General features: G+C 65.8%; 18 protein-coding genes and 2 riboswitches. Of the genes, 4 read left to right on the top strand and 14 right to left on the bottom strand.

Going from position 1 to position 21300, the window contains the following annotated elements; all coding sequences use genetic code 11:
* Nucleotides 1–60 precede the first annotated feature (60 nt).
* From BA022_RS05570 to BA022_RS05540, 7 genes are all read right to left on the bottom strand, one after another.
* Nucleotides 61–462: an FKBP-type peptidyl-prolyl cis-trans isomerase gene (locus BA022_RS05570; protein WP_088886822.1), complete on the bottom strand. Its 402-nt coding sequence runs from the start codon at nt 460–462 to the stop codon at nt 61–63.
* A gap of 70 nt (nt 463–532) precedes the next feature.
* On the bottom strand, nt 533–3427 hold the full coding sequence (gene gcvP, locus BA022_RS05565; RefSeq protein ID WP_088886821.1) for an aminomethyl-transferring glycine dehydrogenase: 2895 nt from the start codon (nt 3425–3427) through the stop codon (nt 533–535).
* Between the two features lie 68 nt (nt 3428–3495).
* Nucleotides 3496–3870 (bottom strand): glycine cleavage system protein GcvH, encoded by a 375-nt coding sequence (gene gcvH / locus BA022_RS05560; RefSeq protein WP_011805186.1) that lies wholly within the window; start codon nt 3868–3870, stop codon nt 3496–3498.
* A 103-nt stretch (nt 3871–3973) separates the two neighbouring features.
* Entirely contained in the window at nt 3974–5095 is a 1122-nt protein-coding gene (gcvT, locus tag BA022_RS05555; protein WP_187306021.1) for a glycine cleavage system aminomethyltransferase GcvT, read from the bottom strand.
* 53 nt (nt 5096–5148) lie between these two features.
* Nucleotides 5149–5263, bottom strand: a riboswitch (glycine riboswitch).
* A 19-nt stretch (nt 5264–5282) separates the two neighbouring features.
* Nucleotides 5283–5375: riboswitch (glycine riboswitch) on the bottom strand.
* Nucleotides 5376–5381: 6 nt separating this feature from the next.
* On the bottom strand, nt 5382–6659 hold the full coding sequence (locus BA022_RS05550; protein ID WP_015913281.1) for a TRAP transporter large permease: 1278 nt from the start codon (nt 6657–6659) through the stop codon (nt 5382–5384).
* An 82-nt stretch (nt 6660–6741) separates the two neighbouring features.
* The gene (locus BA022_RS05545) at nt 6742–7236 is read right to left on the bottom strand and encodes a TRAP transporter small permease (RefSeq protein WP_015913282.1); all 495 of its coding nucleotides are present in this window, start codon (nt 7234–7236) and stop codon (nt 6742–6744) included.
* Nucleotides 7237–7313: 77 nt separating this feature from the next.
* Nucleotides 7314–8285 carry a TRAP transporter substrate-binding protein gene (locus tag BA022_RS05540; RefSeq protein WP_088886820.1) on the bottom strand — a complete coding sequence of 324 codons (972 nt, stop codon included), beginning with the start codon at nt 8283–8285 and terminating at the stop codon, nt 7314–7316.
* Between the two features lie 294 nt (nt 8286–8579).
* Here BA022_RS05540 and BA022_RS05535 point away from each other — a divergent pair, with 294 nt between their 5' ends.
* Nucleotides 8580–9038 carry an Lrp/AsnC family transcriptional regulator gene (locus BA022_RS05535; protein ID WP_041836275.1) on the top strand — a complete coding sequence of 153 codons (459 nt, stop codon included), beginning with the start codon at nt 8580–8582 and terminating at the stop codon, nt 9036–9038.
* A gap of 22 nt (nt 9039–9060) precedes the next feature.
* On the opposite strand, the gene BA022_RS05530 is transcribed toward BA022_RS05535, so the two are convergent.
* Nucleotides 9061–11067 (bottom strand): TonB-dependent receptor domain-containing protein, encoded by a 2007-nt coding sequence (locus tag BA022_RS05530; RefSeq protein ID WP_088886819.1) that lies wholly within the window; start codon nt 11065–11067, stop codon nt 9061–9063.
* A 113-nt stretch (nt 11068–11180) separates the two neighbouring features.
* On the opposite strand from BA022_RS05530, the gene BA022_RS19450 reads away from it, so the two are divergent.
* Both BA022_RS19450 and BA022_RS19445 read left to right on the top strand, forming a co-directional pair.
* A complete protein-coding gene (locus BA022_RS19450; protein ID WP_228403719.1) occupies nt 11181–11618 on the top strand; it encodes a hypothetical protein in 438 nt (145 codons plus the stop codon).
* On the top strand, nt 11600–12193 hold the full coding sequence (locus BA022_RS19445) for a helix-turn-helix transcriptional regulator (protein WP_228403717.1): 594 nt from the start codon (nt 11600–11602) through the stop codon (nt 12191–12193). Before BA022_RS19450 ends, BA022_RS19445 begins: the two co-directional genes overlap by 19 nt.
* 90 nt (nt 12194–12283) lie before the next feature.
* Here BA022_RS19445 and BA022_RS05520 read toward each other — a convergent pair whose 3' ends face one another.
* The 4 genes from BA022_RS05520 to BA022_RS05505 all read right to left on the bottom strand — a co-directional run bounded on the left by BA022_RS05520 (nt 12284) and on the right by BA022_RS05505 (nt 16981).
* On the bottom strand, nt 12284–13078 hold the full coding sequence (locus BA022_RS05520; protein WP_088886818.1) for an ABC transporter ATP-binding protein: 795 nt from the start codon (nt 13076–13078) through the stop codon (nt 12284–12286).
* A 16-nt stretch (nt 13079–13094) separates the two neighbouring features.
* Nucleotides 13095–13982, bottom strand: a complete 888-nt coding sequence (locus tag BA022_RS05515; protein WP_015913285.1) for an ABC transporter permease — start codon at nt 13980–13982, stop codon at nt 13095–13097.
* A gap of 105 nt (nt 13983–14087) precedes the next feature.
* Nucleotides 14088–15056 (bottom strand): ABC transporter substrate-binding protein, encoded by a 969-nt coding sequence (locus tag BA022_RS05510; RefSeq protein WP_088886817.1) that lies wholly within the window; start codon nt 15054–15056, stop codon nt 14088–14090.
* 218 nt (nt 15057–15274) lie between these two features.
* Nucleotides 15275–16981, bottom strand: coding sequence for an electron transfer flavoprotein-ubiquinone oxidoreductase (locus BA022_RS05505; protein ID WP_088886816.1), 1707 nt, complete (start codon nt 16979–16981; stop codon nt 15275–15277).
* Between the two features lie 517 nt (nt 16982–17498).
* On the opposite strand from BA022_RS05505, the gene BA022_RS19675 reads away from it, so the two are divergent.
* Nucleotides 17499–19070 carry a methyl-accepting chemotaxis protein gene (locus tag BA022_RS19675; RefSeq protein WP_088886815.1) on the top strand — a complete coding sequence of 524 codons (1572 nt, stop codon included), beginning with the start codon at nt 17499–17501 and terminating at the stop codon, nt 19068–19070.
* Between the two features lie 73 nt (nt 19071–19143).
* Here BA022_RS19675 and BA022_RS05495 read toward each other — a convergent pair whose 3' ends face one another.
* Both BA022_RS05495 and BA022_RS05490 read right to left on the bottom strand, forming a co-directional pair.
* Entirely contained in the window at nt 19144–20502 is a 1359-nt protein-coding gene (locus tag BA022_RS05495; protein ID WP_088886814.1) for a sensor histidine kinase, read from the bottom strand.
* Nucleotides 20499–21179 carry a response regulator gene (locus BA022_RS05490; RefSeq protein ID WP_011805201.1) on the bottom strand — a complete coding sequence of 227 codons (681 nt, stop codon included), beginning with the start codon at nt 21177–21179 and terminating at the stop codon, nt 20499–20501. Before BA022_RS05490 ends, BA022_RS05495 begins: the two co-directional genes overlap by 4 nt.
* Nucleotides 21180–21300: the final 121 nt, after the last annotated feature.

Genomic DNA, 21300 nt, shown 5'->3' with positions numbered 1-21300 from the left:
CGCAGGCCTGCCAGTGTACGCGTCTGCCTGGTGCCCTACAGGCCGGTGCCGCTGCCTCGTTCAGCGGCGCACCGACAGCAGCTCGATCTCGAAATTCAGCGTGGCGTTGGGCGGAATCACGCCGCCCGCGCCGCGCGCGCCATACGCAATCGCCGGCGGGCAGGTCAGCTTGGCCTTACCGCCCGGCTTCATGCGCTGCACGCCTTCGGTCCAGCAGGGGATGACGCGGTTCAGCGGGAACTCGGTCGGCTCGCCGCGCTTGTAGGAGCTGTCGAACTCCTTGCCGTCGGGGAAGGTGCCGCGGTAGTGCACCTTGACGGTGTCGGTGGCCTTGGGTGATTCACCGCTGCCGTCCTTGAGCGATTCATAGACCAGGCCGCTGCCGGTGGTGACGGCAGGGGCCTGCGCCTGGGCTGCGGAGACGAGGGCAAGCGATGCGAGCAGTGCGAGAAGGGGGCGCATGGGTCAAATGTTCAGAAGCAACAAAGGCCCGATGGTAGGGCCTTTGTGAATGCCTGTGCGGAGAAGGCCGTCAGCCCAGTTCGCTCACCGGAACACAGCTGCAGAACAGGTTGCGGTCGCCGTAGACGTTGTCCACACGGCCCACGGGGCTCCAGTACTTGTTCTGGCGCAGGGCGGCAACGGGATAGGCTGCCGCATCGCGCGGGTAGGGGTGCTGCCAGTCGGCTGCCAGCAGGCACTCGGCCGTGTGGGGCGCGTTCTTGAGAGGGTTGTCGTCCTGCGGCCAGGTGCCGGCCTCGATCTGGCGGATCTCGCGCCGGATGGCGATCATCGCGTCGATGAAGCGGTCCAGCTCGAACAGCGTCTCGCTCTCGGTGGGCTCCACCATCAGCGTGTTGGGCACGGGGAACGACAGCGTGGGGGCGTGAAAGCCGTAGTCGATCAGGCGCTTGGCCACGTCCTCGGCCATCACGCCGCTGGTGTCCTTCAACTGGCGCAGGTCCAGGATGCACTCGTGCGCCACATGGCCGTTGGCGGAAGCGTACAGCGTGGGATAGTGGTCCTTCAGGCGCGCGCTGATGTAGTTGGCGCTCAAGATCGCTGTCTCGGTCGCGGCCTGCAGACCGTCGGCACCCATCATGCGGATGTACATCCAGCTGATGGGTAAAACGGCTGCATTGCCCAAGGGAGCTGCGCTGATAGCTCCTGTTTTGGAAGCAATGCCGCCCGTGGCGTGGCCGGGCAGGTAGGGCACGAGGTCCTCCACCACGCACACCGGACCCACGCCGGGGCCGCCGCCGCCGTGGGGGATGCAGAAGGTCTTGTGCAGGTTCAGGTGGCTCACGTCGCCGCCGAACTCGCCCGGCGCGGCCACGCCGACCAGGGCGTTCATGTTGGCGCCGTCCACATACACGCGCCCGCCGTGGCTGTGCACCAGCTCGCACAACGCCTTCACCTGGGTCTCGAACACGCCATGCGTGCTGGGGTAGGTGATCATCACGCAGGCGAGGTTGGCACTGTGCTTCTCGCATTGGGCCTGCAGGTCCGCCATGTCCACGTTGCCGTTCTCGTCGCACTTGGTCACCACGACCTGCATGCCCACCATCTGGGCGCTGGCGGGGTTGGTGCCGTGCGCGCTACTGGGGATCAGGCAGATGTTGCGGTGGGCGTGCCCCTGCGCCGCGTGGTAGGCCTTGATGGCCAGCAGGCCGGCGTATTCGCCCTGGCTGCCTGCGTTGGGCTGCAGGCTGATGCCGGCGTAGCCCGTGGCCTGGCACAGCCAGGCGCGCAGTTGCTCGTCGAGCAGGCGGTAGCCTTCGAGCTGGTCGGCCGGGGCGAACGGGTGCACGTTGGCGAACTCGGGCCAGGTGATGGGGATCATCTCGCTCGTGGCGTTGAGCTTCATGGTGCATGAGCCCAGCGGGATCATGGTGCGGTCCAGCGCCAGGTCCTTGTCGGACAGCTGGCGGATGTAGCGCAGCATGCCGGTTTCGGAATGGTGGGTGTTGAACACCGGGTGTGCCATGAAGCGGCTGGTGCGCGCCAGAGCATCCGGGAACAGCGCCGGTGCGCCGGCCGCGTCCATCGCCTCGATGGTGGGCAGTTGCTGGCCGTCCCGCGCAAAGATCTTCCACAGCAGCTGGATATCGGCGCGGGTGGTGGTCTCGTCCAGCGAGATGCACAGGTATTCATTCCAGGCTTTTCGCAGGTTTGCGCCCATCTGGACTGCGCGAGCAGCTATTGAATCCGTAGCATCCTTGGTGTGCAGGCTGAGTGTGTCGAAGGCCGAGCCATGGTGGCGGCTGGTGAACCCCAGCTGTGCCAGGCCGCGGCTCAGGATGGCGGTGAAGCGCGCCACGCGGCGGGCGATGCGCGTGAGGCCCTCGGGGCCGTGGTACACGGCGTACATGCTGGCGATCACGGCCGGCAGCACCTGGGCCGTGCAGATGTTGCTCGTGGCCTTCTCGCGGCGGATGTGCTGCTCGCGCGTTTGCAGCGCCAGGCGGTAGGCGGGCTTGCCGTGCACGTCCACGCTCACGCCCACCAGGCGGCCGGGCAGACTGCGCTTGAATTCGTCGCGGCAGGCCATGAAGGCGGCGTGCGGTCCGCCGGCGCCCATGGGCATGCCAAAGCGCTGGGTGGAGCCCACCACGATGTCGGCGTCCCACTCGCCGGGGGCCTTGAGCAGCGTGAGCGCCAGCAGGTCGGTAGCGAAGATGGCTGCGGCCTGTTTGGCGTGGATGGCGTCCACGTCGGCCTGCCAGTCCTGCACCCAGCCGCTGCTGGCAGGGTACTGGATGAGGGCGGCGAAGAAGTCGCCGGCCAGGGCCGCCTGCCATTCCTCCTGGGAATTGGCCACCACCACGGTGATGCCGATGGGGGCGGCGCGGGTCTGGATGACTTCGATGGTCTGCGGGTGCGCATCGCCGGCCACGATGAAGACGTCGCTCTTGGACTTGACCGAGCGCTTGGCCAGCGTCATGGCCTCGGCGGCAGCGGTGGCCTCGTCGAGCATGGAGGCGTTGGCGATGGGCATGGCCGTGAGGTCGCACACCATGGTCTGGAAGTTGAGCAGCGCCTCCATGCGGCCCTGGGAGATCTCGGCCTGGTAGGGCGTGTAGGCCGTGTACCAGGTAGGGTTTTCCAGCACGTTGCGCAGGATGACGCCCGGCGTGTGCGTGCCGTAGTAGCCCTGGCCGATGAAGCTCTTGAGGATGCGGTTCTTCGACGCAATGGCCTGGAGCTCAGCCAGCGCCGCGGCCTCGGTGGCCGGCGCGGGCAGGTCCATGGGGCGCTGGCGCGCGATGGAGCGCGGCACGATGGAATCAATGAGCGCTCGGCGCGAAGCCTCGCCGATCACCGACAGCATGTGTGCTTCGTCGGCGGCGTCGATGCCAATGTGGCGGGGCAGGAATTCAGCGGCGTTTTCAAGCGCCGCCAGGGGCAGGGGGGAGGGCATCTGCATGGCGAGGGACCAGTCTCAAGAGCGATGGGGCGGTGCGGCGGCGCCGTGTGCACGGCGCCGCGGGTGCATCAGGCGTTCTGGGCGAAGGCGGTATAGGCCGTTTCGTCCATCAGGCCGGCGAGCTGGCCGGCGTCGCTGAGCTTGACCTTGAAGAACCAGCCCGCGCCCAGCGGGTCGGAGTTGGCCAGGGACGGGTCGGCGCGCAGGGCCTCGTTGACTTCGACGATTTCGCCGGACACGGGCATGTAGACATCGGCAGCGGCCTTGACGGACTCGACCACGCCGGCCACGTCGCCCTGGGCAAAAGTGGTGCCCACCGCGGGCAGGTCCACGAACACCACATCGCCCAACGCATCCTGCGCGTGGACGGTGATGCCAACGACGGCCGCGGCCGGGTCGGCTGCGTTGATCCATTCATGGTCTTTGGAAAACTGGATGCTCATGGGGGGCTCCGGGAAGAAGAGGTGGAAGGAAAAGGTTTGAGAGTGGTCAGCCCGCACTGTAGCCGGGCTGACCTGGGCGCGGTGGCAGTTCGCCGCGGTGAATTCAGCCGCGGTAGTAGCGTGTGGGAACAAAGGGCGTGGCAGCCACTTCCATGGGCACGGCCTTGCCGCGCACCATGGCGTTCACACGGGTGCCGGGGGCGGCATGGGCGGGCATTACGTAGGCCAGGGCGATGGGCTTGTCGGCAGTGGGGGCCAGCAGGCCGCTGGTGACTTCGCCGATGCGCTCGCCCGACTCGTTTTGCAACTCGGTGTGCTCACGCACGGGCACGCGCTCCAGCGCCACCAGGCCCACGCGCTTGCGCGTGAGAGTGGCCGGGCTGTCGATCTGGGCCAGCACCTTGTCGGCACCTGGAAAACCGCCAGCGCGCGCGCCGCCTGTACGGCGCACCTTCTGAATGGCCCAGTTCAGGCCGGCTTCGGGTGGGGTGGTGGTGGTGTCGATGTCGTTGCCATACAGACACAAGCCGGCTTCCAGGCGCAGCGAATTGCGTGCGCCCAGGCCGATGGGCTTGACCTCGGGCTGGGCCAGCAGCGTGCGCGCCAGGGCCTCGGCCTGCGTGGCGGGCACCGAGATCTCGAAGCCGTCCTCTCCGGTGTAGCCGCTGCGCGTCACGAAGCACTGCGCCCCGGCGATGTCGAAATGCCCGCCGGTCATGAACACCAGTTTGTCCACGCCTGGTGCCAGACGCGCGAGCACCGCTGCCGCCTGTGGGCCCTGCAGCGCGAGCAGGGCCTGGTCGGGCATGGGAATCACCTGGCAGCGTTGGCCGATGCGCGCCTGGATGTGGGCAATGTCGCCCACCTTGCAGGCGCCGTTGACGATCACGAAGAGCTCGTCCTGCGCCATGCGGAAGAACATGAGGTCGTCGATGATGCCGCCCTCGTCATTGAGGAGCAGGCCGTAGCGCTGCTTGCCCACGGGCAGGTCGACCACGTCCACGGGCATCAGCGTCTCGAACGCGGCAGCGGCGTCAGGGCCGACCAGCTTGAGCTGCCCCATGTGCGACACGTCAAACAGGCCGGCCGCCGTGCGCGTGTGGTGGTGCTCGGCCATCAGGCCCATGGGGTATTGCACGGGCATGGAGTAGCCGGCGAAGGGCACCATGCGGGCGCCCAGTTCGATGTGCAGGGCGTTGAGGGGAGTGGTGAGCAGGTCGGACATGGCGGACAGGGCAATGGGCGAAGGCAAATGGTGGAGCGATCTCTCGATCGCCGATTTGCCCCGCTGTCCGCTTTACCTGAGAGATTCACCCCGCCTGCATGGCATGTCACGGGGCTTGCTCCTTCGGTGGGCCGCATGCTGCTGCGGCCTCTCTCCAGCAAGGGAAACACCCGCATCCCTGCGGGCGTGTCGCCAGTCCTTTTGCCTGAGCGTTCGGCTGCTGCCTGCGCCTTCGGCGGCCCGGCCCTGGGGGGCGCGGACTCTCTCCTGACGGGACGGATTCTATCTATTTTGCGTACACGAGATCACGCAGGGCCAGTGAAAGCGATGGCACGTAGGTGATGACCAGGAGGCACAGCAGGACCACGCCCACGAACGGCAACAGGTGGGCGACGATACGATCCAGGGAGATGCGCGCCACCGTGCATGCCGCGAACAGGTTCACGCCAAAGGGCGGCGTGATCATGCCGAGCGCCAGGTTCACCACCATGATCAGCCCGAAGTGCACCGGGTCCACGCCGAAGTGCTGGGCCACCGGCGCCAGGATCGGCGCCAGCACGATGATGGCGGCGCTGGTCTCGATGAACATGCCGATCACGAACAGCGCGGCATTCACGCCCAGCAGGAACAGCGCGGGCGACTGCAGCACCTCCTGCAGCCAGCGGCCGATGGCGTCCGGCACGCCAGCGCGCGTGATGAGGAAGGCAAACAGGCCCGCATTGGCAATGATGAACATGATCACCGCCGACGAGATGGCCGACTTGCGCAGGATGGCGAACAGGTCCGCGACGCGGATCTCGCGGTAGATCAGCATGCCCACCACCAGCGCGTAGAACACGGCCACGGCAGAGGCCTCGGTGGGCGTGAACACGCCGCCGTAGATGCCGCCCAGGATGATGACTGGCATCAGCAGTGCCCAGCCCGCCTGCAGCAGCGCGCGGCCGAAGGGCATGCGCCCGTCGCCGTCATGCTTGCCCCAGCCCTTGTACTTGCAATACGCCCAGACGAACAACATCAGCGCACCGCTGATGAGGATGCCGGGGCCGAAGCCGGCGATGAACAGCTCGCCAATCGACACCTCGGCCGCCACACCGTACAGGATCATGGGGATGGACGGCGGGATGATCACACCCAGCTCGGCACTGGTGGCTTGCAGCGCGGCCGCGTAGCTGGTGGGGTAGCCATGCTTGATGAGCGCAGGAATCAGGATGGCGCCGATGGCGAACGTGGTCGCCACCGATGACCCTGAGACGGCCGCGAAGATCATGCAGGTGAGCACGCAGGTCATGGGCAGGCCGCCCTGCACGCCGCCCACGATGCTCTTGGCAAACTCCACGAGCCGGCGCGAAATACCGCCGGTCTCCATGAGGTTGCCCGCCAGGATGAAGAACGGAATGGCTGCGAGCGGAAACTTGTTGATGGAGGCGAACATCTCCTTCACGGAGATCAGCATGTTGGCGTTCGCCACCTGGATGCCCAGGATGGAGGCCAGCCCGATGGAGACGGCCACGGAGATGGTGAGCGCGAAGCACAGCACCATGGTGGAGATCATGACCGTGGTCATAGGGCCTCCACGCGCGTCATTTCATGTACTCGTCGTCCCCCGAGGGGGTCGCTCGCTTGCTTGAGGTGGCTCTGCGCGGTGCTCATTGGGCAGTCTCCAGTTCATGGCGCTGCGGGTCGATCAGATTGCCCACGATGCCGAGGATGCTGAACAGCCCACCCACGGGCATGGCCAGATAGGCCCAGAACATGGAAACCGACTCCAGCCCTGCCATCGACTGCACGCCGCCGCGGCGCGCGTAGTCCCACCCCCACCAGATGATCACGGCGATGAGCGCCAGCGCTGCCAGGCACACCACCCAGTCCAGCACGCGGCGCAGCGGGCGCGGGCTCCAGCGGTAGAGCACGTCGACGCTGACCATGGCGCCCTGCCGGAATGCCATGGGAATCGCCAGAAACACCATCCAGATCAGGCTGAAGCGGATCAGCACCTCGGTCCACTCGGCCGGCTCTTCGAAAACGAAACGCATCAGGATCTGGAACATGCCGAGCGCCGAGGCCAGCGCCAGCATGGCGCAGGCGCCCCACATGGCGACGGCGGTGCTCCAGCGCTCGCAGGAGAGGAAGAAGGTTTTCATGCGCACTCACGAAAATATGAATAAAAACGCCCGTGGCGCATGATCCACGGGCGGTAGCAGCTACTGAAAAGTGAGCGTCACTTGTAGTTGCGGATCTTGTCGAGGTTGGCCTTGCCGAACTCTTTCTCGAACTGCGCGTTCACGGGCGCGAGCGCGGCGACAAACTTGGACTTGTCCAGATCGTCGATCACCGTCATGCCCTTGGCGCGCAGGTCGGCCACGCCCTTGGCGTCGTCCTCGTCCACGCGGGCGCGGTTAGCCTTGGTGCCTTCCTTGGCGGCGTCGATGAAGGCCTGCTTGTCCGCAGGGGAGAGCTTGTCGAACACCGCCTTGTTCATCACGAAGATGCAGGGGGAGTACACGTGGCCGGTGAGCGAGAGGTGTTTTTGTACCTGGTCGAACTTGGCCGAGATGATCACGGGCAGGGGGTTTTCCTGGCCGTCCACCGTGCCTTGTTGCAGGGCGGTGAACACTTCGGGGAAGGCCATGGGCGTGGTGATGATGCCGAAGCCCTTGTACGCGGCGATGTGCACCGGGTTCTCCATGGTGCGCATCTTCAGGCCCTTCAAGTCCTCAGGCGTCTTCACGTCGCGCTTGCTGTTGGTCATGTGGCGAAAGCCATTCTCCGCCCAGGCCAGCGCCTTGAAGCCCTTGGCATCGAACTTGGTCAGCAGGTCCTGGCCGATCGGGCCGTCGAGCACGGCGCGTGCGTGGGCCTTGTCACGGAACAGGAAGGGCACGTCCAGGATCTTGGTCTCGGGCACGAAGTTGGGCACCGGACCGGTGGAGCTGAAGGCCAACTCCTGTGTGCCTAGCTGCACCGCCTCGATGGATTCGCGCTCGCCGCCCAGCGCGCCGTTGTAGAAGGTCTGCACCTTGTAGCGCCCGCCGGTGCGCTTCTCGACCTCCTTGGCAAACGTGTCGATGGCGACGCCCTGGTGGGAGTTCTGCGCCGTCGAGATGCTGATGCGCATTGTGGTTTGTGCCAAGGCCGTTGCGGCCATGCCCAGTGCCAAGCCCAGGCCCAGCGCAAGTTTGGTCAGCTGCATGTTGTCTCCTGTGAATCTGCGGGTGCTGCCGAAAAATTATGGCAATGCAACATGACGCAGGTCATAGGGGTTTGCGCGGGGACTTGAGGAGGGCAGTCCTGGCCCGTCTTGCCAAGTCCCCGCCCAGCGGTAACCGGGCGGGGTCTCGTCAATGTCGTGCGCCCCGGTAAGAGCGCCTTGATGGAGAAGAAGTATGCGCCGCGGGTTGTGGATGAATTTGCTGAATTTCTCTATAAAAACCTACATTGAAGAAAAATTTTCTGCAGTATCTAGGTTTCACGAATAATGCAGCACATGGATCGCCTAGACAGAAAAATTCTCTCCGTCCTGCAAGGCAATGCACGCGCCAGCCTGCAAGAGATCGGCGCCGCCGTCGGCCTGAGCCCCTCGCCGTGCTGGGGCCGCATCAAGAAGATGGAGGAGGCCGGCGTGATCGAAGGCTATACCGTGCGCCTGAACCCGCTGGCGCTGGACCTGGGCGACACGGTGCTGGTGCAGGTGACGCTGGACAGCCATTCGGACAACACGCTGGAAAAGTTCGGCGAGATGCTTGCCAGTATCCCGGAAGTGGTGGAGGCGCACCTGGTCTCTGGCGACTACGATTACCTGCTGCGCGTGGTGGTCAAAGACACGCGCGACTACGAGCGCCTGCTGCGCGAGAAGCTTTACAGGATCAAGGGTATACGCCACAGCCGCTCGAGCTTCGTGTTGCGCACGCTCAAGAAGGCGGACCTGCCCCTGTTCCCGGGTTAACACTTCTCGCGGCGATTGGCCGTCAGAACTTCCACGTCACGTCCAGGCGTACGTTGCGGCCCGGCTCGGCGAAGCCCCGGCCACTGATGGCGCCAGCGGTACTCACGTAGTAGGCGTAGCTACCCTGGTCGTAGTAGAACTTGTTGAGCAGGTTGCGCGCGCCGAAGGTCACGCGCAAGCGGTCGTTGCCGTAGGGCAGCCAGTTGACGTAGACGTCGTGCACGCCAAAGCCGGGCTTGTGCTTGGTGGCGGTGCGGCTTTCGGAAATCAGATATTCGGTCGAGGTCTTGGATTCCACGAAGCGCCCAAACCATTCCAGGTCCAGGTTCCACGTGGGGATGCGGTAGCCCAGGTTCAGGTTCCAACTGCGGCCGGTGGACACGCCCAGCCCGTAGGCCTCGTCGCCCAGGTCGTAGCCGTTGAGCTGGGGCTTGGCGCTGGCCACAGCAAGACCGCTGCGCCACACGCTGCGATTCCATGCCACACCGACCTCGTAGCCTGAGGACTTCATCGTACCTACGTTGGCCACGGCCCAGGTTGCGCCGGTGGTGGTGGAGATGAAGTTGCGGATCTGCTGGCGGAACACGGTGGCTTTAGCGCTCCACGGGCCCTCGTTGTAGTTCACGCCCAGCTCGACGTTGCGGGCCTTTTCTGGCTGCAGTCCGGGGTCGTTCCGCCAGCGGGTGTTGTCCACATAGAACGCCTCCTTGAGTCCCGCGCCGCGCAGGGCGGTGCCTGCGGACGCGCGCACGCTCAGCGCGTCGGTCGCCATCCAGGTCAGAGACATGTTGGGGCTCAAGCCGCGGCTGGAGATACGCTGCGCGTGGTTGTCGGTGTAGCCGTACCAGTCGTAGCGCGCGCCCGCCCCCAGGAGGAACTGGTCGCCCAGTGGGATGCTGCCTTCGGCGAACAGTCCCTTCACGCTGCTTTCTTCGCGCCCGTTGCTGGTGGATGCGGCGGGCGGGCGGGCATGGACGGCGTTCATCTCGAAGCGATGGATGTTCAGTCCGTAGCGCACGGTGGCGTCCGCCACGCGGGTGGCGGCTTTCAGGTTCAGCCCGCTGGAGGCGATCTCTTCGCCGAACTGATGACCCAGCGGCTTGTTGAACTGCGGCTGCGCGGCCGTCGTGATGCGCGTGACCTTCATCGTGTCGGAGAACAGTCCTAACTCCATGGCCGGAAGGGTGCGCGTGCCGTCATAGCGGTAGGTGACGGTGAGCGTGTCACGCGTGGTCTTCTGGGGCATGAGCGAATTTCCCTGGCCCTGCCAGAAGTTGGGGCGCAGGTAGCGCGAACCCTCGTCCTGCACGGCCTGATAGCCCAGCGTGAGGCGGTGGCCGGGGGCGATGCGCCAGTTGAGCTTGCCCAGCCCGCTGCTTTGCTTGGAGCCGCTGTGCGTCTGCCGGGTGCCGTCGCCCGCCTGGTAATCATCGTTGTCGTCACGGTTGGCGGACACCAGAAAGTCCACGCTCTCGCCCGCCAGGCCGTACAGCGCCGCGCCCCAGCGGTGCCCGTCGTTGGATGCCACGCCGCCGCGCACGCTGGCGCCAAAGGTCTGGCCGTCGCGCAGAAGCTGCCGGCCATCCTTGGTGGTCATGCGGATGGAGCCTGCCAGCGCCCCCGGCCCGGCACTCGCGGGTGTGGCTCCGCGGTCAATCTCCACGCTGTGGATGAGTTCCGGGTCGATCAGCAGGCGGGACTGGTGGTGGAACGCCCGGCCGCTCTGCGCCGCGCCGTCCAGCGTGGTGTTGAGCATGGAATCCTCCACGCCCCGGATGTAGAGTTTTTGTGCGATGGCCGCACCGCCACCCACCGACACGGCGGGCTCGTCGCGCAGCATCTCACCCAGGCTGCGCGCCGCGTGGGTCTGCACAGCTTCGCTGGTGACGGTGGTGGTCACGTCGGACACGAGTTTTTCCTGCACGCTGACAGTGGCGAGTGTGGGCTCCTGCGCCAGCGCGAGTGAGGCCGAGAACAGGCCGGGCAGGGCCAGAAGCAAGGGGTAGGGGCAAGGGTGTTTCACGAACATGGAAGAGGGAGCGCCTGGTAGGTGTGGCGAGACCGCTGAGATTGAGAATGGTTATCAACTGGCGTGTAGTATCGGGACAGCTCCGTTCTTCTTCTTTTGCGCTGACAGGGAATATGTTTGCCGCGACAAAAACCTTTGCCTCGATCGTGAATCGCCGGCAGGCCGAGCCCCAGGCGGGGGAAATGACGGCCCTGCTGCTGGACCGGCTGGCGCACGGTGGGGCTCTGAGCGGGCCCGAGCAGGCCGTCGGCGGTTCCGTGTTCAACGGCACGCTGTCCCTGGCCGAACTGCGCGCCGGGTTCTTCCTGCACCGCACGGACATCGCGTACCTGCGTGGCTTGACCAGCCGCTTCCCGCTGACCAAGAGCGGGATCAAGATCGTGTTCAAGCTGCAGGGCGGCGGCAGGCTGCGCATCGGCCCCCTGGCCCTGCCGGTGGCGGTGCCCCCAGGCGGGGGGCCCGGGCGGCCGTGGTGGCACTGCGCGGGCCGGCGCCGTACGAGCACCGCTGCCGCGCGCCGTCGCGCGAGCGCATGCTGGTTCTCACGCTGACGCCGCAATGGCTGGACAAGGCGGGGCTGGGCCACCTGAACGCGCTGCCCCACCTGTCCATGACGGCGTGGGCGCCTTCGCCCAGGGCGGTGTACGTTGCCGAGCAGTTGTTGGCAGAGGGCCAGTTGCAGGACGGGCCGCTCAGCGGGTTGCAGCAGGAGTGCCTGACGCTCGAACTGGTCATCGAGGCGCTGGCGCAGTGGGTCGCGCCCGCCAATTCCGCCGCCGCATGCGAGGCAGCCGGATTGCGGCCAACCGCGTACCAGCGGGCATGCCATCTGCGCGACTGGCTCGACAGCGGCGCCGCTGACTCCCTCACCATGGGCGCAATCGCGCGGCACATGGGCTGCAACGCCAGCACCCTGCAAACGCAGTTCCGCCAGGCATTCGGCAAGCCCATCTTCGAACACTTGCGCGAAGGCCGCTTGCGCAGGGCGGCCGATGCCATCACGGCACAGGGCATCACCGTGGCGCAGGCGGCGGACTTGGCGGGCTACCGCAGCCCTGCGAATTTCTCCACCGCCTTTCGCCGGCTCTACGGCTTTTCGCCCAAAAATCTCCGCGCGAAGCGCTGACTACCGCGCGGCGCACGCTTCCCGTATTTGAAGCGAAATTGCCCTCTAGCGCTTTCCTGAAACGCGCCAGTAGCTATTAATAGAGAAGCATCAGTCGAGCAGCAGCGCGTCGTCGGCCAGCTTCTCGCCGCGCACCTTCTCGAACATCTGCAGCAGGTCGGGCACGTCCATACGCGCGCGCTCGTCGCCCGAGACGTCCAGCACTACCTGCCCCTGATGCAGCATGACGGTGCGCTGGCCTACGTCCAGCGCCTGGCGCATGCTGTGCGTGACCATCATGGTGGTGAGCTGGTTCTCGGCCACGATGCGGGCCGTGAGCTGCAGCACGAAATCGGCCGTGCGTGGGTCCAGCGCGGCGGTGTGCTCGTCCAGCAGCAGGATGCGCGAGGGCTGCAATGCCGCCATGAGCAGGCTCACGGCCTGGCGCTGGCCGCCCGACAGCAGACCGATGCGGTCGGTGAGGCGATTCTCCAGGCCCAGGCCCAGCGTGGCCAGACGTTCGCGAAACATGGCGCGTTCAGACTGCTTGACGGCGCCGCGCAGGCCGCGACGCGTGCCGCGCTGCTGGGCCAGGGCCATGTTCTCCTCGATGGTGAGATCTTCGCAGGTGCCGGCCATAGGGTCCTGGAACACGCGCGCCACGCGGCGGGCGCGCTCCCACACGGGCTGGCGCGTCACGTCCTGGTTGTCGATGGCGATGCGGCCGGTGTCCACCGACAGGTCGCCCGAGATGGCATTCAGGAAGGTGGATTTGCCTGCCCCGTTGGAGCCGATGACGGTGACGAACTGACCCGCCGGGATGTCCAACGACATGCCGCGCAGCGCGCGCGTTTCGATGGGCGTGCCGGGGTTGAAGGTGATGAAGAGGTCTTGTGCGCTCAGCATGGAGAGAGCCTTCCTTTCAGCGGCCGCGTGCGGCCAGCTTGCGCTTGAGCTGCGGAATCACGAGTGCGATGGTGACCAGCACGGCAGTCACCAGGTTGAGGTCCTGCGCCTTCAGGCCGATGAAGTCGCTGTTGAGCGCCAGCGCGATGAAGAAGCGGTACACGATGGCGCCGATGATCACGGCCAGCGTGGCCAGCACCAGGCGGCGCGAGGGCAGGATGCTCTCGCCCACGATCACGGCGGCCAGGCCGATGACGATGGTGCCGATGCCCATGGAAATGTCCGAGCCGCCCTGCGTCTGCGCGAACAGCGCGCCCGCCAGTGCCACCAGCGCGTTGGATACGGCCATGCCCAGCAGCACCATGGCGCCGGTGTTGATGCCCTGCGCGCGGGCCATGCGCGCGTTGGAGCCGGTGGCTCGGATGGCCAGGCCGCGCTCGGTGGCGAAGAACCAGTCCATGAACAGCTTGGCCGCGATCACGATCACCAGCAGGATCATCGGGCGCGACCAGTAGTCGTCCAGGCCCGGCGGCTGGAGCAAGGTGAACAGCGTCTCGTCGTTGATCAGCGGCACGTTGGGGCCGCCCATGATGCGCAGGTTGATGGAATACAGCGCGATCATCATCAGAATGGACGCCAGCAGGTCCATGATCTTCAGGCGCACGTTCAGCCAGCCCGTGACCAGGCCGGCAACAGCCCCCGCCGCGGTGGCGGCCACCGTGGCCACGTAGGGGTTATGGCCGGTGGAAATGAGGATGGCGCAGACCGCGCCGCCCAGCGGGAAGCTGCCGTCCACCGTCAGGTCGGGAAAGCGCAGCAGCCGGAACGAGATGAAGACGCCCAGCGCGACCAGGCTGAAGATCAGGCCGATCTCGACGGCACCCAGCAGGGAAAAGAGTGACATGGACAGTGGCGGATAGAAAACAAAGCAGGAGCCATGGCGCCATGGCTCCTGCGTGGGGTGCCAGTGGCCCGGGCTGCCGCGGCGGCCCGGCCTTGGCGCGAAGGTTTATTGGACCACTTGCGTGGCGGATTTCACCAGCGCGTCGGAGAGCTTCACGCCCTGCTTCTCGGCGGCGCCGGGGTTCACGAACAGTTCCATCTTCGTGCTGACTTCGGGCTTGATGTCGCCGGGCTTTTCGCCCTTGAGCAGGCGCACCACCATGCGGCCGGTCTGTTCGCCCAGGTCGCGGTAGTTGATGCCCAGGGCGGCGATGGCGCCGCGCTTGACGCTGTCCGTGTCGGATGCCACCAGCGGCACCTTGGCCTCCTGGCCGACCTTCACCAGCGACTCGTAGGCCGAGACGACGTTGTTGTCGGTGTTGGTGTAGATCACGTCCACTTTGCCCACCAGGCTGCGCGCGGCGCTGCTCACATCCACCGAGCGCGGGGCAGAAGCCTCCACCAGCGTCATGCCCATCTTGGGCAACAGTTGCTTGAGTTCCTTGACCACGACGACGGAGTTGGCCTCGCCCGGGTTGTAGACCATGCCCACGCGCTTGGCGCCGGGCACGACCTGCTTGACCAGGTCCATCTGCTTGTCCAGCGCCAGCATGTCGGACACGCCGGTCACGTTGGTCTTGGAGGGTTCCCAGTTCTTCACCAGCTTGGCGGCCACGGGATCCGTCACGGCAGAGAACACCACAGGCACGGTCTTGGTGGCAGCCACTACGGCCTGGGCAGAGGGCGTGGCGATGGCGACGATGGCGTCGGGCTTGTCACCCACGAACTTGCGCGCGATCTGCGCGGCGGTGCCCGTGTTGCCCTGGGCGCTCTGGTATTGCCACTTGAGGTTTTTGCCCTCTTCAAAGCCGGCGGCCTGCAACTGGGCCTTCACGCCGTCGCGGATCGAGTCCAGGGCGGGGTGCTCCACGATGGCGGTCACGGCAACGGACTTTTGCTGCGCATGCGCCACGGGCGCGAGGGCGGCTGCGGCCAGGGCGATAGCGCCCAGGGGCGCCCAAGACAAACTCTTCATAACGGTTCACTCTCCAATTGAACGTGCGGTGTTTTCCTGTGTTTGTAATACCAGGCCGGCGCAGGAACCACGCGCGGCCTTGTGGGGAGTCTACCGTTTGCCTGCCGTCCATGGACGGAACGGGCGCTGCGGCACTTTGGGGTCAAAAGTGCCTCTACGGCTTTTCAGTCAAGCGCTAACAGCTATTAAAAATATAGCATTGCGCAGCAACCCCTTGGTTACATGCCCGAATAGTTCGGACCGCCGCCGCCTTCCGGTGTGACCCAGACGATGTTCTGCGTCGGGTCCTTGATGTCGCAGGTCTTGCAGTGCACGCAGTTCTGGGCGTTGATCTGCAGGCGTTGTGCGCTGCCGCCCTTGGCTTCGTCCGGCACGAACTCATACACGCCGGCCGGGCAGTAGCGCGCCTCGGGGCCGGCGTACTTGGCCAGGTTCACATTCACCGGCACGCTGGCGTCCTTGAGCGTCAGATGCGCGGGCTGGTCCTCGGCGTGGTTGGTGTTGCTGATGAACACGCTGGACAGGCGGTCGAAGGTCAGCTTGCCGTCCGGCTTGGGATACACGATGGGCTTGCACTCGGCCGCGGGCTTCAGGTAAGCGTGGTCAGGCTTGTCGCGGTGCAGCGTCCATGGAATGTGGCCCTTGAGCACGAACTGCTCGATGCCGTTCATCACCGTGGCCGTGACCAGGCCCTTCTTGAACCAGGCCTTGAAGTTACGTGCCTTGTTCAGTTCGGTGTAGAGCCAGCTGCCCTCGAAGGCCTTGGGATAGGCCGAGAGCTCATCATGCTGGCGGCCATTTTGAATGGCGTCATATGCCGCCTCGGCGGCCAGCATGCCGGTCTTGATGGCGGCATGGCTGCCCTTGATGCGGCTCACGTTCAGGAAGCCCGCCTCGCAGCCCACCAGCGCGCCGCCCGGGAAGACGAACTTGGGCAGGCTCATCAGGCCGCCGGCCGTGATGGCGCGTGCGCCGTAGCCCAGGCGCTTGGCGGGCTTGATGCCCTTGGCCTCGTCGCCCTCCAGGTACCAGCGGATGTTGGGGTGGGTCTTCCAGCGCTGGAATTCCTCGAACGGACTCAGGTAGGGGTTGCTGTAGTCCAGGCCGGTGATGAAGCCCAGCGTGACCTTGTTGTCCTCCAGGTGGTAGAGGAAGGCGCCACCGTAGGTGCTGTTGTCCATGGGCCAACCGGCGGTGTGCAGCACGAAGCCGGGCTGGTGGCGCTGGGGGTCGATCTCCCACAACTCCTTGATGCCGATGCCGTAGGTCTGGGGGTCGCTCTCCGCGTCCAGCTTGTAGCGGGCGATGACCTGCTTGCCCAGGTGACCACGCGCACCCTCGGCAAAGATGGTGTACTTGGCATGCAATTCCATGCCCAGCTGGAATTCGCTCGTGGGCTCGCCGTCCTTGCCCACCCCCATGTTGCCGGTGGCCACGCCCTTGACAGAGCCGTCTTCGTTGTAGAGCACTTCAGCGGCGGCAAAGCCGGGGAAAATCTCCACGCCCAGGCCTTCCGCCTGTTCAGCCAGCCAGCGCACCACGTTGCCCAGGCTGACGATGTAATTGCCGTGGTTCTGAAAGCACTGCGGCAGCAGGAAATTGGGCGTGCGCAGGGAGGACTTCTCGCCCAGGAACACCATGGCGTCGTCGGTCACGGGCTGGTTCAGCGGCGCGCCCTTGGCCTTCCAGTCGGGGATCAGTTCGGTCAATGCCTTCGGGTCCATGATGGCGCCGGACAGGATGTGCGCGCCCGGCTCGGAGCCCTTTTCGAGCACGACGACGGAAACGTCCTGGCCCTTCTCGGCCGCCAGTTGCTTCAGGCGGATGGCGGTGGCAAGCCCGCCGGGGCCGCCGCCGACGATCACCACGTCATATTCCATGGCTTCCCGGGGACCGTAGGTGCTCAGAATTTCGTCGTTCGTCATGGGTGTCTCTTCTGCTTCGATAGTGGAAAAAGGCAGGGTGCCGGCCTGGGGAGCGATGGCCCTGTGTGGTGACCGATTGTATTCAGGCCGTCGCACAGGAATCGCACGGTCGTTCACTTCTCGCAATGCCGTCCAGACACTTCATTTTGTGCAGTGCACAAGCGCAAACGGGGCGTTCGGGCACCTTCGCTTTATGCGGGAGCGAACTGAAAAACGGCAAGCGATGCCCGCTTTTTCGAATCCCGCATTCCGTAATTTGGCAGCGCTTTCGTTATGTGAAAGTGAAGGCCACGGCAAACACGAGTCTGGCACCGCGACGGCCAGCTGTGGTGTGGCAACCTGGCGGGAATTGGACGGGACACTAGGGTAAACACTTAGCTAGAGCAGGGGCATTCCGCGGGAGATGCTTGTTACCAGCCACTTCCGAATAAAGTCACATTTATTTACATTTGGCGGTTTTTCCTGCTCGTGCTTGCTTCACGGACGGTAAGTCAGCCGTTCACGTTCCGAGGTACACATGGAAAACTTTCGTATCGGCACCCGCCTGACGGCTGGGTTTGGCCTGCTCATCCTGTTTGCGGTGCTCATGCTCACAGTGGGGGTGTGGCAGTTGCAGGAGGTGGCCGGGAGCACGCGGCAAATCCTTTCTGTGCCGCTCCAGAAGGAACGGCTGGTGACCGACTGGTACGGAGTGATTCGCGCCAGCATCCAACGTGCCACTGCTGTCGCGCGCAGCAGCGACGACTCGCTGACGGAGTTGTTCGCCGCAGAGAACGCCGCGTCGAGCAAGGAAACCAACGAACGGCAGGCCCAGTTCGTCAAGCTCATTTCCGGCAGCGAAGAGCAAGCCCTCTTTGACACTCTCAGCGGACACCGTCAGGCATACATCCAGGCCCGTGACGCCATCATCGCCGCCAAGAAGGGCGGGCAGGCAGAGCAGGTGACCACCTTGTTCGAGCGCCAGTTCGTTCCTGCCTCCCGTGGCTATCTGGAAAGCCTGGCGGCGCTGCGCGACTTCCAGCGGGCCAGTATCGATCGCAACGGGCAAGACATCGACAGCAGCGCTACCGCAAGCTCCTGGCTGATGGGCGGCATCGGGCTGGTGGTCCTGGTGGCGGGCATCGGTGTGGCCTGGATCCTTACCCACAGCATCACTGCGCCGTTGGCCCGCGCTGTCCAAGCAACGCAGGTGGTCGCCGCAGGAGACCTCACGCATGCCGTGCACTCCAGCGGCCGGGACGAAGGTGCCCAGCTGTTGCAAGCGCTGCAAGCCATGACCGACCGTTTGCGTACCATCGTGAGCGAAGTGCGCCAGGGCGCCGACAGTATCGCGGGTGCGTCGGCAGAGATTGCCGCAGGCAACCTGGACTTGTCCCGGCGCACGGAACAGCAAGCCAGTTCGCTGGAGGAAACGGCAGCTTCCCTGGAAGAGCTGACGTCGACGGTGCGTCAGAACGCCGACAACGCCCATCAAGCCAACCAGCTGGCGCGCACGGCGGCAGAGCAGGCCCAGCAGGGCGGCCAGGTGATGGACGATGTGATGCAGACCATGCGCGCCATCGACGCGTCGTCGCGCAAGATCGTGGACATCATTGGCGTGATCGACTCCATTGCCTTCCAGACCAACATCCTTGCGCTCAACGCGGCGGTCGAAGCGGCACGGGCCGGCGAGCAGGGGCGGGGGTTTGCCGTGGTGGCCTCCGAGGTGCGCTCATTGGCCGGCCGTTCGTCCGAAGCGGCGAAGGAAATCAAGGACTTGATCGGACGTTCGGTCAATACCGTCGAGGCGGGTAACCAACTCGTGGCGAAGGCCGGCACATCCATCCAGGACATCATTCGCAGCGTTGACCAGGTGAGCGCGCTGGTGGGTGAAATCAGCGCGGCAAGCCGTGAACAGAGCTCGGGCATCGAGCAGGTGAATATCGCGGTGGCGCACATGGACCAGGCGACGCAGCAAAATGCCGCGCTCGTCGAAGAGGCCACCGCTGCGACGCAATCGCTGCAGGGCCAGGCGGCGCAAGTGGCCCAGGCCGTAGGGGTCTTCCGCGTTGATTCCTCGGCAGTCGCATTGCCGGCACCGCAAGCCTGATCCGGGATACCACCGCACTTGCCACCCCGGCGGGCCCCCGGGGCCTGGCGCTGGCGTAAGGGCAACGGTTGGCTTACCTGGGCGTCAGCAACAGCCGCGCCTCGAACCCGCCAGTCTCGCCAGCCAGGGGTGACGTGAGTTGTAGTTGGGCATCGTGCTTGGCCGCAATGGTCGCGACGATGGACAGACCCAGCCCATATCCCGTACGGTCGGCGCTCTGGCGCACATGGCGCTGCTGCAGGGTCTGCAGGCGGTCGCTGCTCACACCCGGGCCGTGGTCGCGCACGGCGATGGCGCAGCCGGGGCCCACAATGAGTTCTACCGCGCTGTCGCCGGCATAGCTCAGTGCGTTCTCCAGCAGGTTGCGCAGGGCAATGGCCAGCGCGTCGAAATCGCCCCGCGCTACGGGAGCGGGCCCTTCGTAAGCGGTCACCAGGTCCAGCCGGTCGGCGGCGCGATCATCCTGCCAAAACTCCTGCGCCACCGTGGTGGCCAGATGGGCCAGGTCCACGGGCTCCCGGGTATAGGGAGCACTGGACTCGGCGCGCGACAGCTGCAGCAGCTTTTCGGTGCGGCGGCTCAGCGTTTGCAGCGCGGCGATGGCGGCCTGCACGTCGTCACGGTGCAGGCCATGTTCCAGCGCGGTCTGTAACCGCAGGCGGGCCGCGGTGAGCGGCGTGCGCAGTTCGTGCGCAGCGTTCGCGGCCAGGGCGCGTTCCACGTCCAACGCGCGGGACAGGCGGTCCAGCAACCGGTTTACATGGTCTTCCACGCTGCGCAGTTCACGCGGCAGGCCGGGCAGGGCGATCGGGGTGAGCTGCTGCCCGTCGCGCAGGCTGATCTCGTGCGTGAGAGCGTCCAGCACCTGCAATTCGCGCCGCGCGATGCGCCGCAGCAGCAGCGCCAGCAGGGGCAGCATGGCCACCATGACGATGCCCAGGCCGACCAGGGTGCGGTTCACCGCCTCGCGCCGCTCGTGCAGCGGGTCGGCCACCTGCATGAAGAGGGGGCGAGTGGGGTGCGACAGGGTGTAGACACGCCATCCGTGCGTGTTCTCGAAGCCCGGCGCCAGCGGTACGTCGAACTGCTCGGGCTGGGCCTCGGCCGACCGCGCCAGCACGCGCGTGTCGGGCGCGACGATCTGGTAGAGCAGGTCGGCATCGGCAAACGATCCCGGAGAGGGCAGGACCAGCGGCCCCTCGGCCGCGTCGCGCGGGCCGGCCGCGTCCAGGTGGTCCAGGGCAATATCGAAGAAACGGTGTGAGACCTCGACCAATTCGTTGTCGAAGTTGTAACTGATCTCGCGGTCCGTGTACCACACCACGCCCAGCACGCACAGCAGCCACACGCCGCCCACCCAGAGGATCAGGCTGCGCGTCAGTCGCCCCGCAAGGGTCTGCGTGCTCAATGGCCCGCGCAGGTGCGCCCTCATGCCGTTGCGCCTTCGTCAGGACGGTGCACGAGGCGGTAGCCCAACCCGCGCAGGGTCTCGATGTGTTCGCGCCCCAGCTTGCGCCGCAGCCGGCTGATGAACACCTCCAGCGTGTTGCTGTCGGCCTCGTCGTCAAAGCCATACAGCGCGTCCTGCAGGCTTTCGCGCGTGTGGATGCGCTCGGGGCGGGTTGCCATCACGCGCAGCAGCGCCCATTCCTTCTGCGTGAGCGCGATCGGCACCCCGGCGCGGCGCACCTGCTCGCGCGACAGGTCAATCTGCAGGTCGCCCAGCGCCAATACCGGTACATAGGCGGCGTTGCGGCGGCGTTCCACCGCGCGCAGGCGGGCCAGCAGTTCACCGGGGTCGTAGGGCTTGACGAGGTAGTCGTCCGCTCCCGCGTCCAGACCGGCGATGCGGTCGCTGACCTGGTCGCGCGCCGTCAGCACGATGACGATGGGCCGGTCCTTGAGGGCGCGGATCTGCGGCAGCAGGCTCAGGCCATCCCCGTCGGCCAGGTGCAGGTCCAGCAGCACCGCGGCGTACTGGGCCGCGCGCAGGGCGGCGCCGGCCTGCGCCAGGCTGGGAACGGCATCGACCACGAAGGCCTTGGCGCGCAGATAGCCGCACACGGCCTCGGACAGGGCTTCGTCGTCTTCTACCAGCAGCACGCGCATGCAGATTTCTCTAAGGTGGGTGAGGCCGAAAGTGTAGGGCGCTGCGGGCGGTCTGGTGTTCATGGTGCATTCAGGCCGCGGGCGTAGCCTGACGGGGTGCCGTTTTCTGCCCATGGCGGTG

It is taken from the genome of Diaphorobacter nitroreducens (genome assembly GCF_002214645.1).
GTDB classification, from domain to species: Bacteria; Pseudomonadota; Gammaproteobacteria; order Burkholderiales; family Burkholderiaceae_C; genus Diaphorobacter; species Diaphorobacter nitroreducens.
The sequence above is the reverse complement of the archived record's forward strand: the minus strand, read 5'-3'. Positions and strand labels throughout refer to the sequence as shown.

Excerpts from the sequence above, each read along its gene's own strand:
- BA022_RS05570 (WP_088886822.1), bottom strand. The coding sequence starts at position 462 with ATGCGCCCCCTTCTCGCACTGCTCGCATCGCTTGCCCTCGTCTCCGCA.
- gcvP (WP_088886821.1), bottom strand. The coding sequence starts at position 3,427 with ATGCAGATGCCCTCCCCCCTGCCCCTGGCGGCGCTTGAAAACGCCGCT.
- gcvH (WP_011805186.1), bottom strand. The coding sequence starts at position 3,870 with ATGAGCATCCAGTTTTCCAAAGACCATGAATGGATCAACGCAGCCGAC.
- gcvT (WP_187306021.1), bottom strand. The coding sequence starts at position 5,095 with ATGTCCGACCTGCTCACCACTCCCCTCAACGCCCTGCACATCGAACTG.
- BA022_RS05550 (WP_015913281.1), bottom strand. The coding sequence starts at position 6,659 with ATGACCACGGTCATGATCTCCACCATGGTGCTGTGCTTCGCGCTCACC.
- BA022_RS05545 (WP_015913282.1), bottom strand. The coding sequence starts at position 7,236 with ATGAAAACCTTCTTCCTCTCCTGCGAGCGCTGGAGCACCGCCGTCGCC.
- BA022_RS05540 (WP_088886820.1), bottom strand. The coding sequence starts at position 8,285 with ATGCAGCTGACCAAACTTGCGCTGGGCCTGGGCTTGGCACTGGGCATG.
- BA022_RS05535 (WP_041836275.1), top strand. The coding sequence starts at position 8,580 with ATGGATCGCCTAGACAGAAAAATTCTCTCCGTCCTGCAAGGCAATGCA.
- BA022_RS05530 (WP_088886819.1), bottom strand. The coding sequence starts at position 11,067 with ATGTTCGTGAAACACCCTTGCCCCTACCCCTTGCTTCTGGCCCTGCCC.
- BA022_RS19450 (WP_228403719.1), top strand. The coding sequence starts at position 11,181 with ATGTTTGCCGCGACAAAAACCTTTGCCTCGATCGTGAATCGCCGGCAG.
- BA022_RS19445 (WP_228403717.1), top strand. The coding sequence starts at position 11,600 with ATGCTGGTTCTCACGCTGACGCCGCAATGGCTGGACAAGGCGGGGCTG.
- BA022_RS05520 (WP_088886818.1), bottom strand. The coding sequence starts at position 13,078 with ATGCTGAGCGCACAAGACCTCTTCATCACCTTCAACCCCGGCACGCCC.
- BA022_RS05515 (WP_015913285.1), bottom strand. The coding sequence starts at position 13,982 with ATGTCACTCTTTTCCCTGCTGGGTGCCGTCGAGATCGGCCTGATCTTC.
- BA022_RS05510 (WP_088886817.1), bottom strand. The coding sequence starts at position 15,056 with ATGAAGAGTTTGTCTTGGGCGCCCCTGGGCGCTATCGCCCTGGCCGCA.
- BA022_RS05505 (WP_088886816.1), bottom strand. The coding sequence starts at position 16,981 with ATGACGAACGACGAAATTCTGAGCACCTACGGTCCCCGGGAAGCCATG.
- BA022_RS19675 (WP_088886815.1), top strand. The coding sequence starts at position 17,499 with ATGGAAAACTTTCGTATCGGCACCCGCCTGACGGCTGGGTTTGGCCTG.
- BA022_RS05495 (WP_088886814.1), bottom strand. The coding sequence starts at position 20,502 with ATGAGGGCGCACCTGCGCGGGCCATTGAGCACGCAGACCCTTGCGGGG.
- BA022_RS05490 (WP_011805201.1), bottom strand. The coding sequence starts at position 21,179 with ATGCGCGTGCTGCTGGTAGAAGACGACGAAGCCCTGTCCGAGGCCGTG.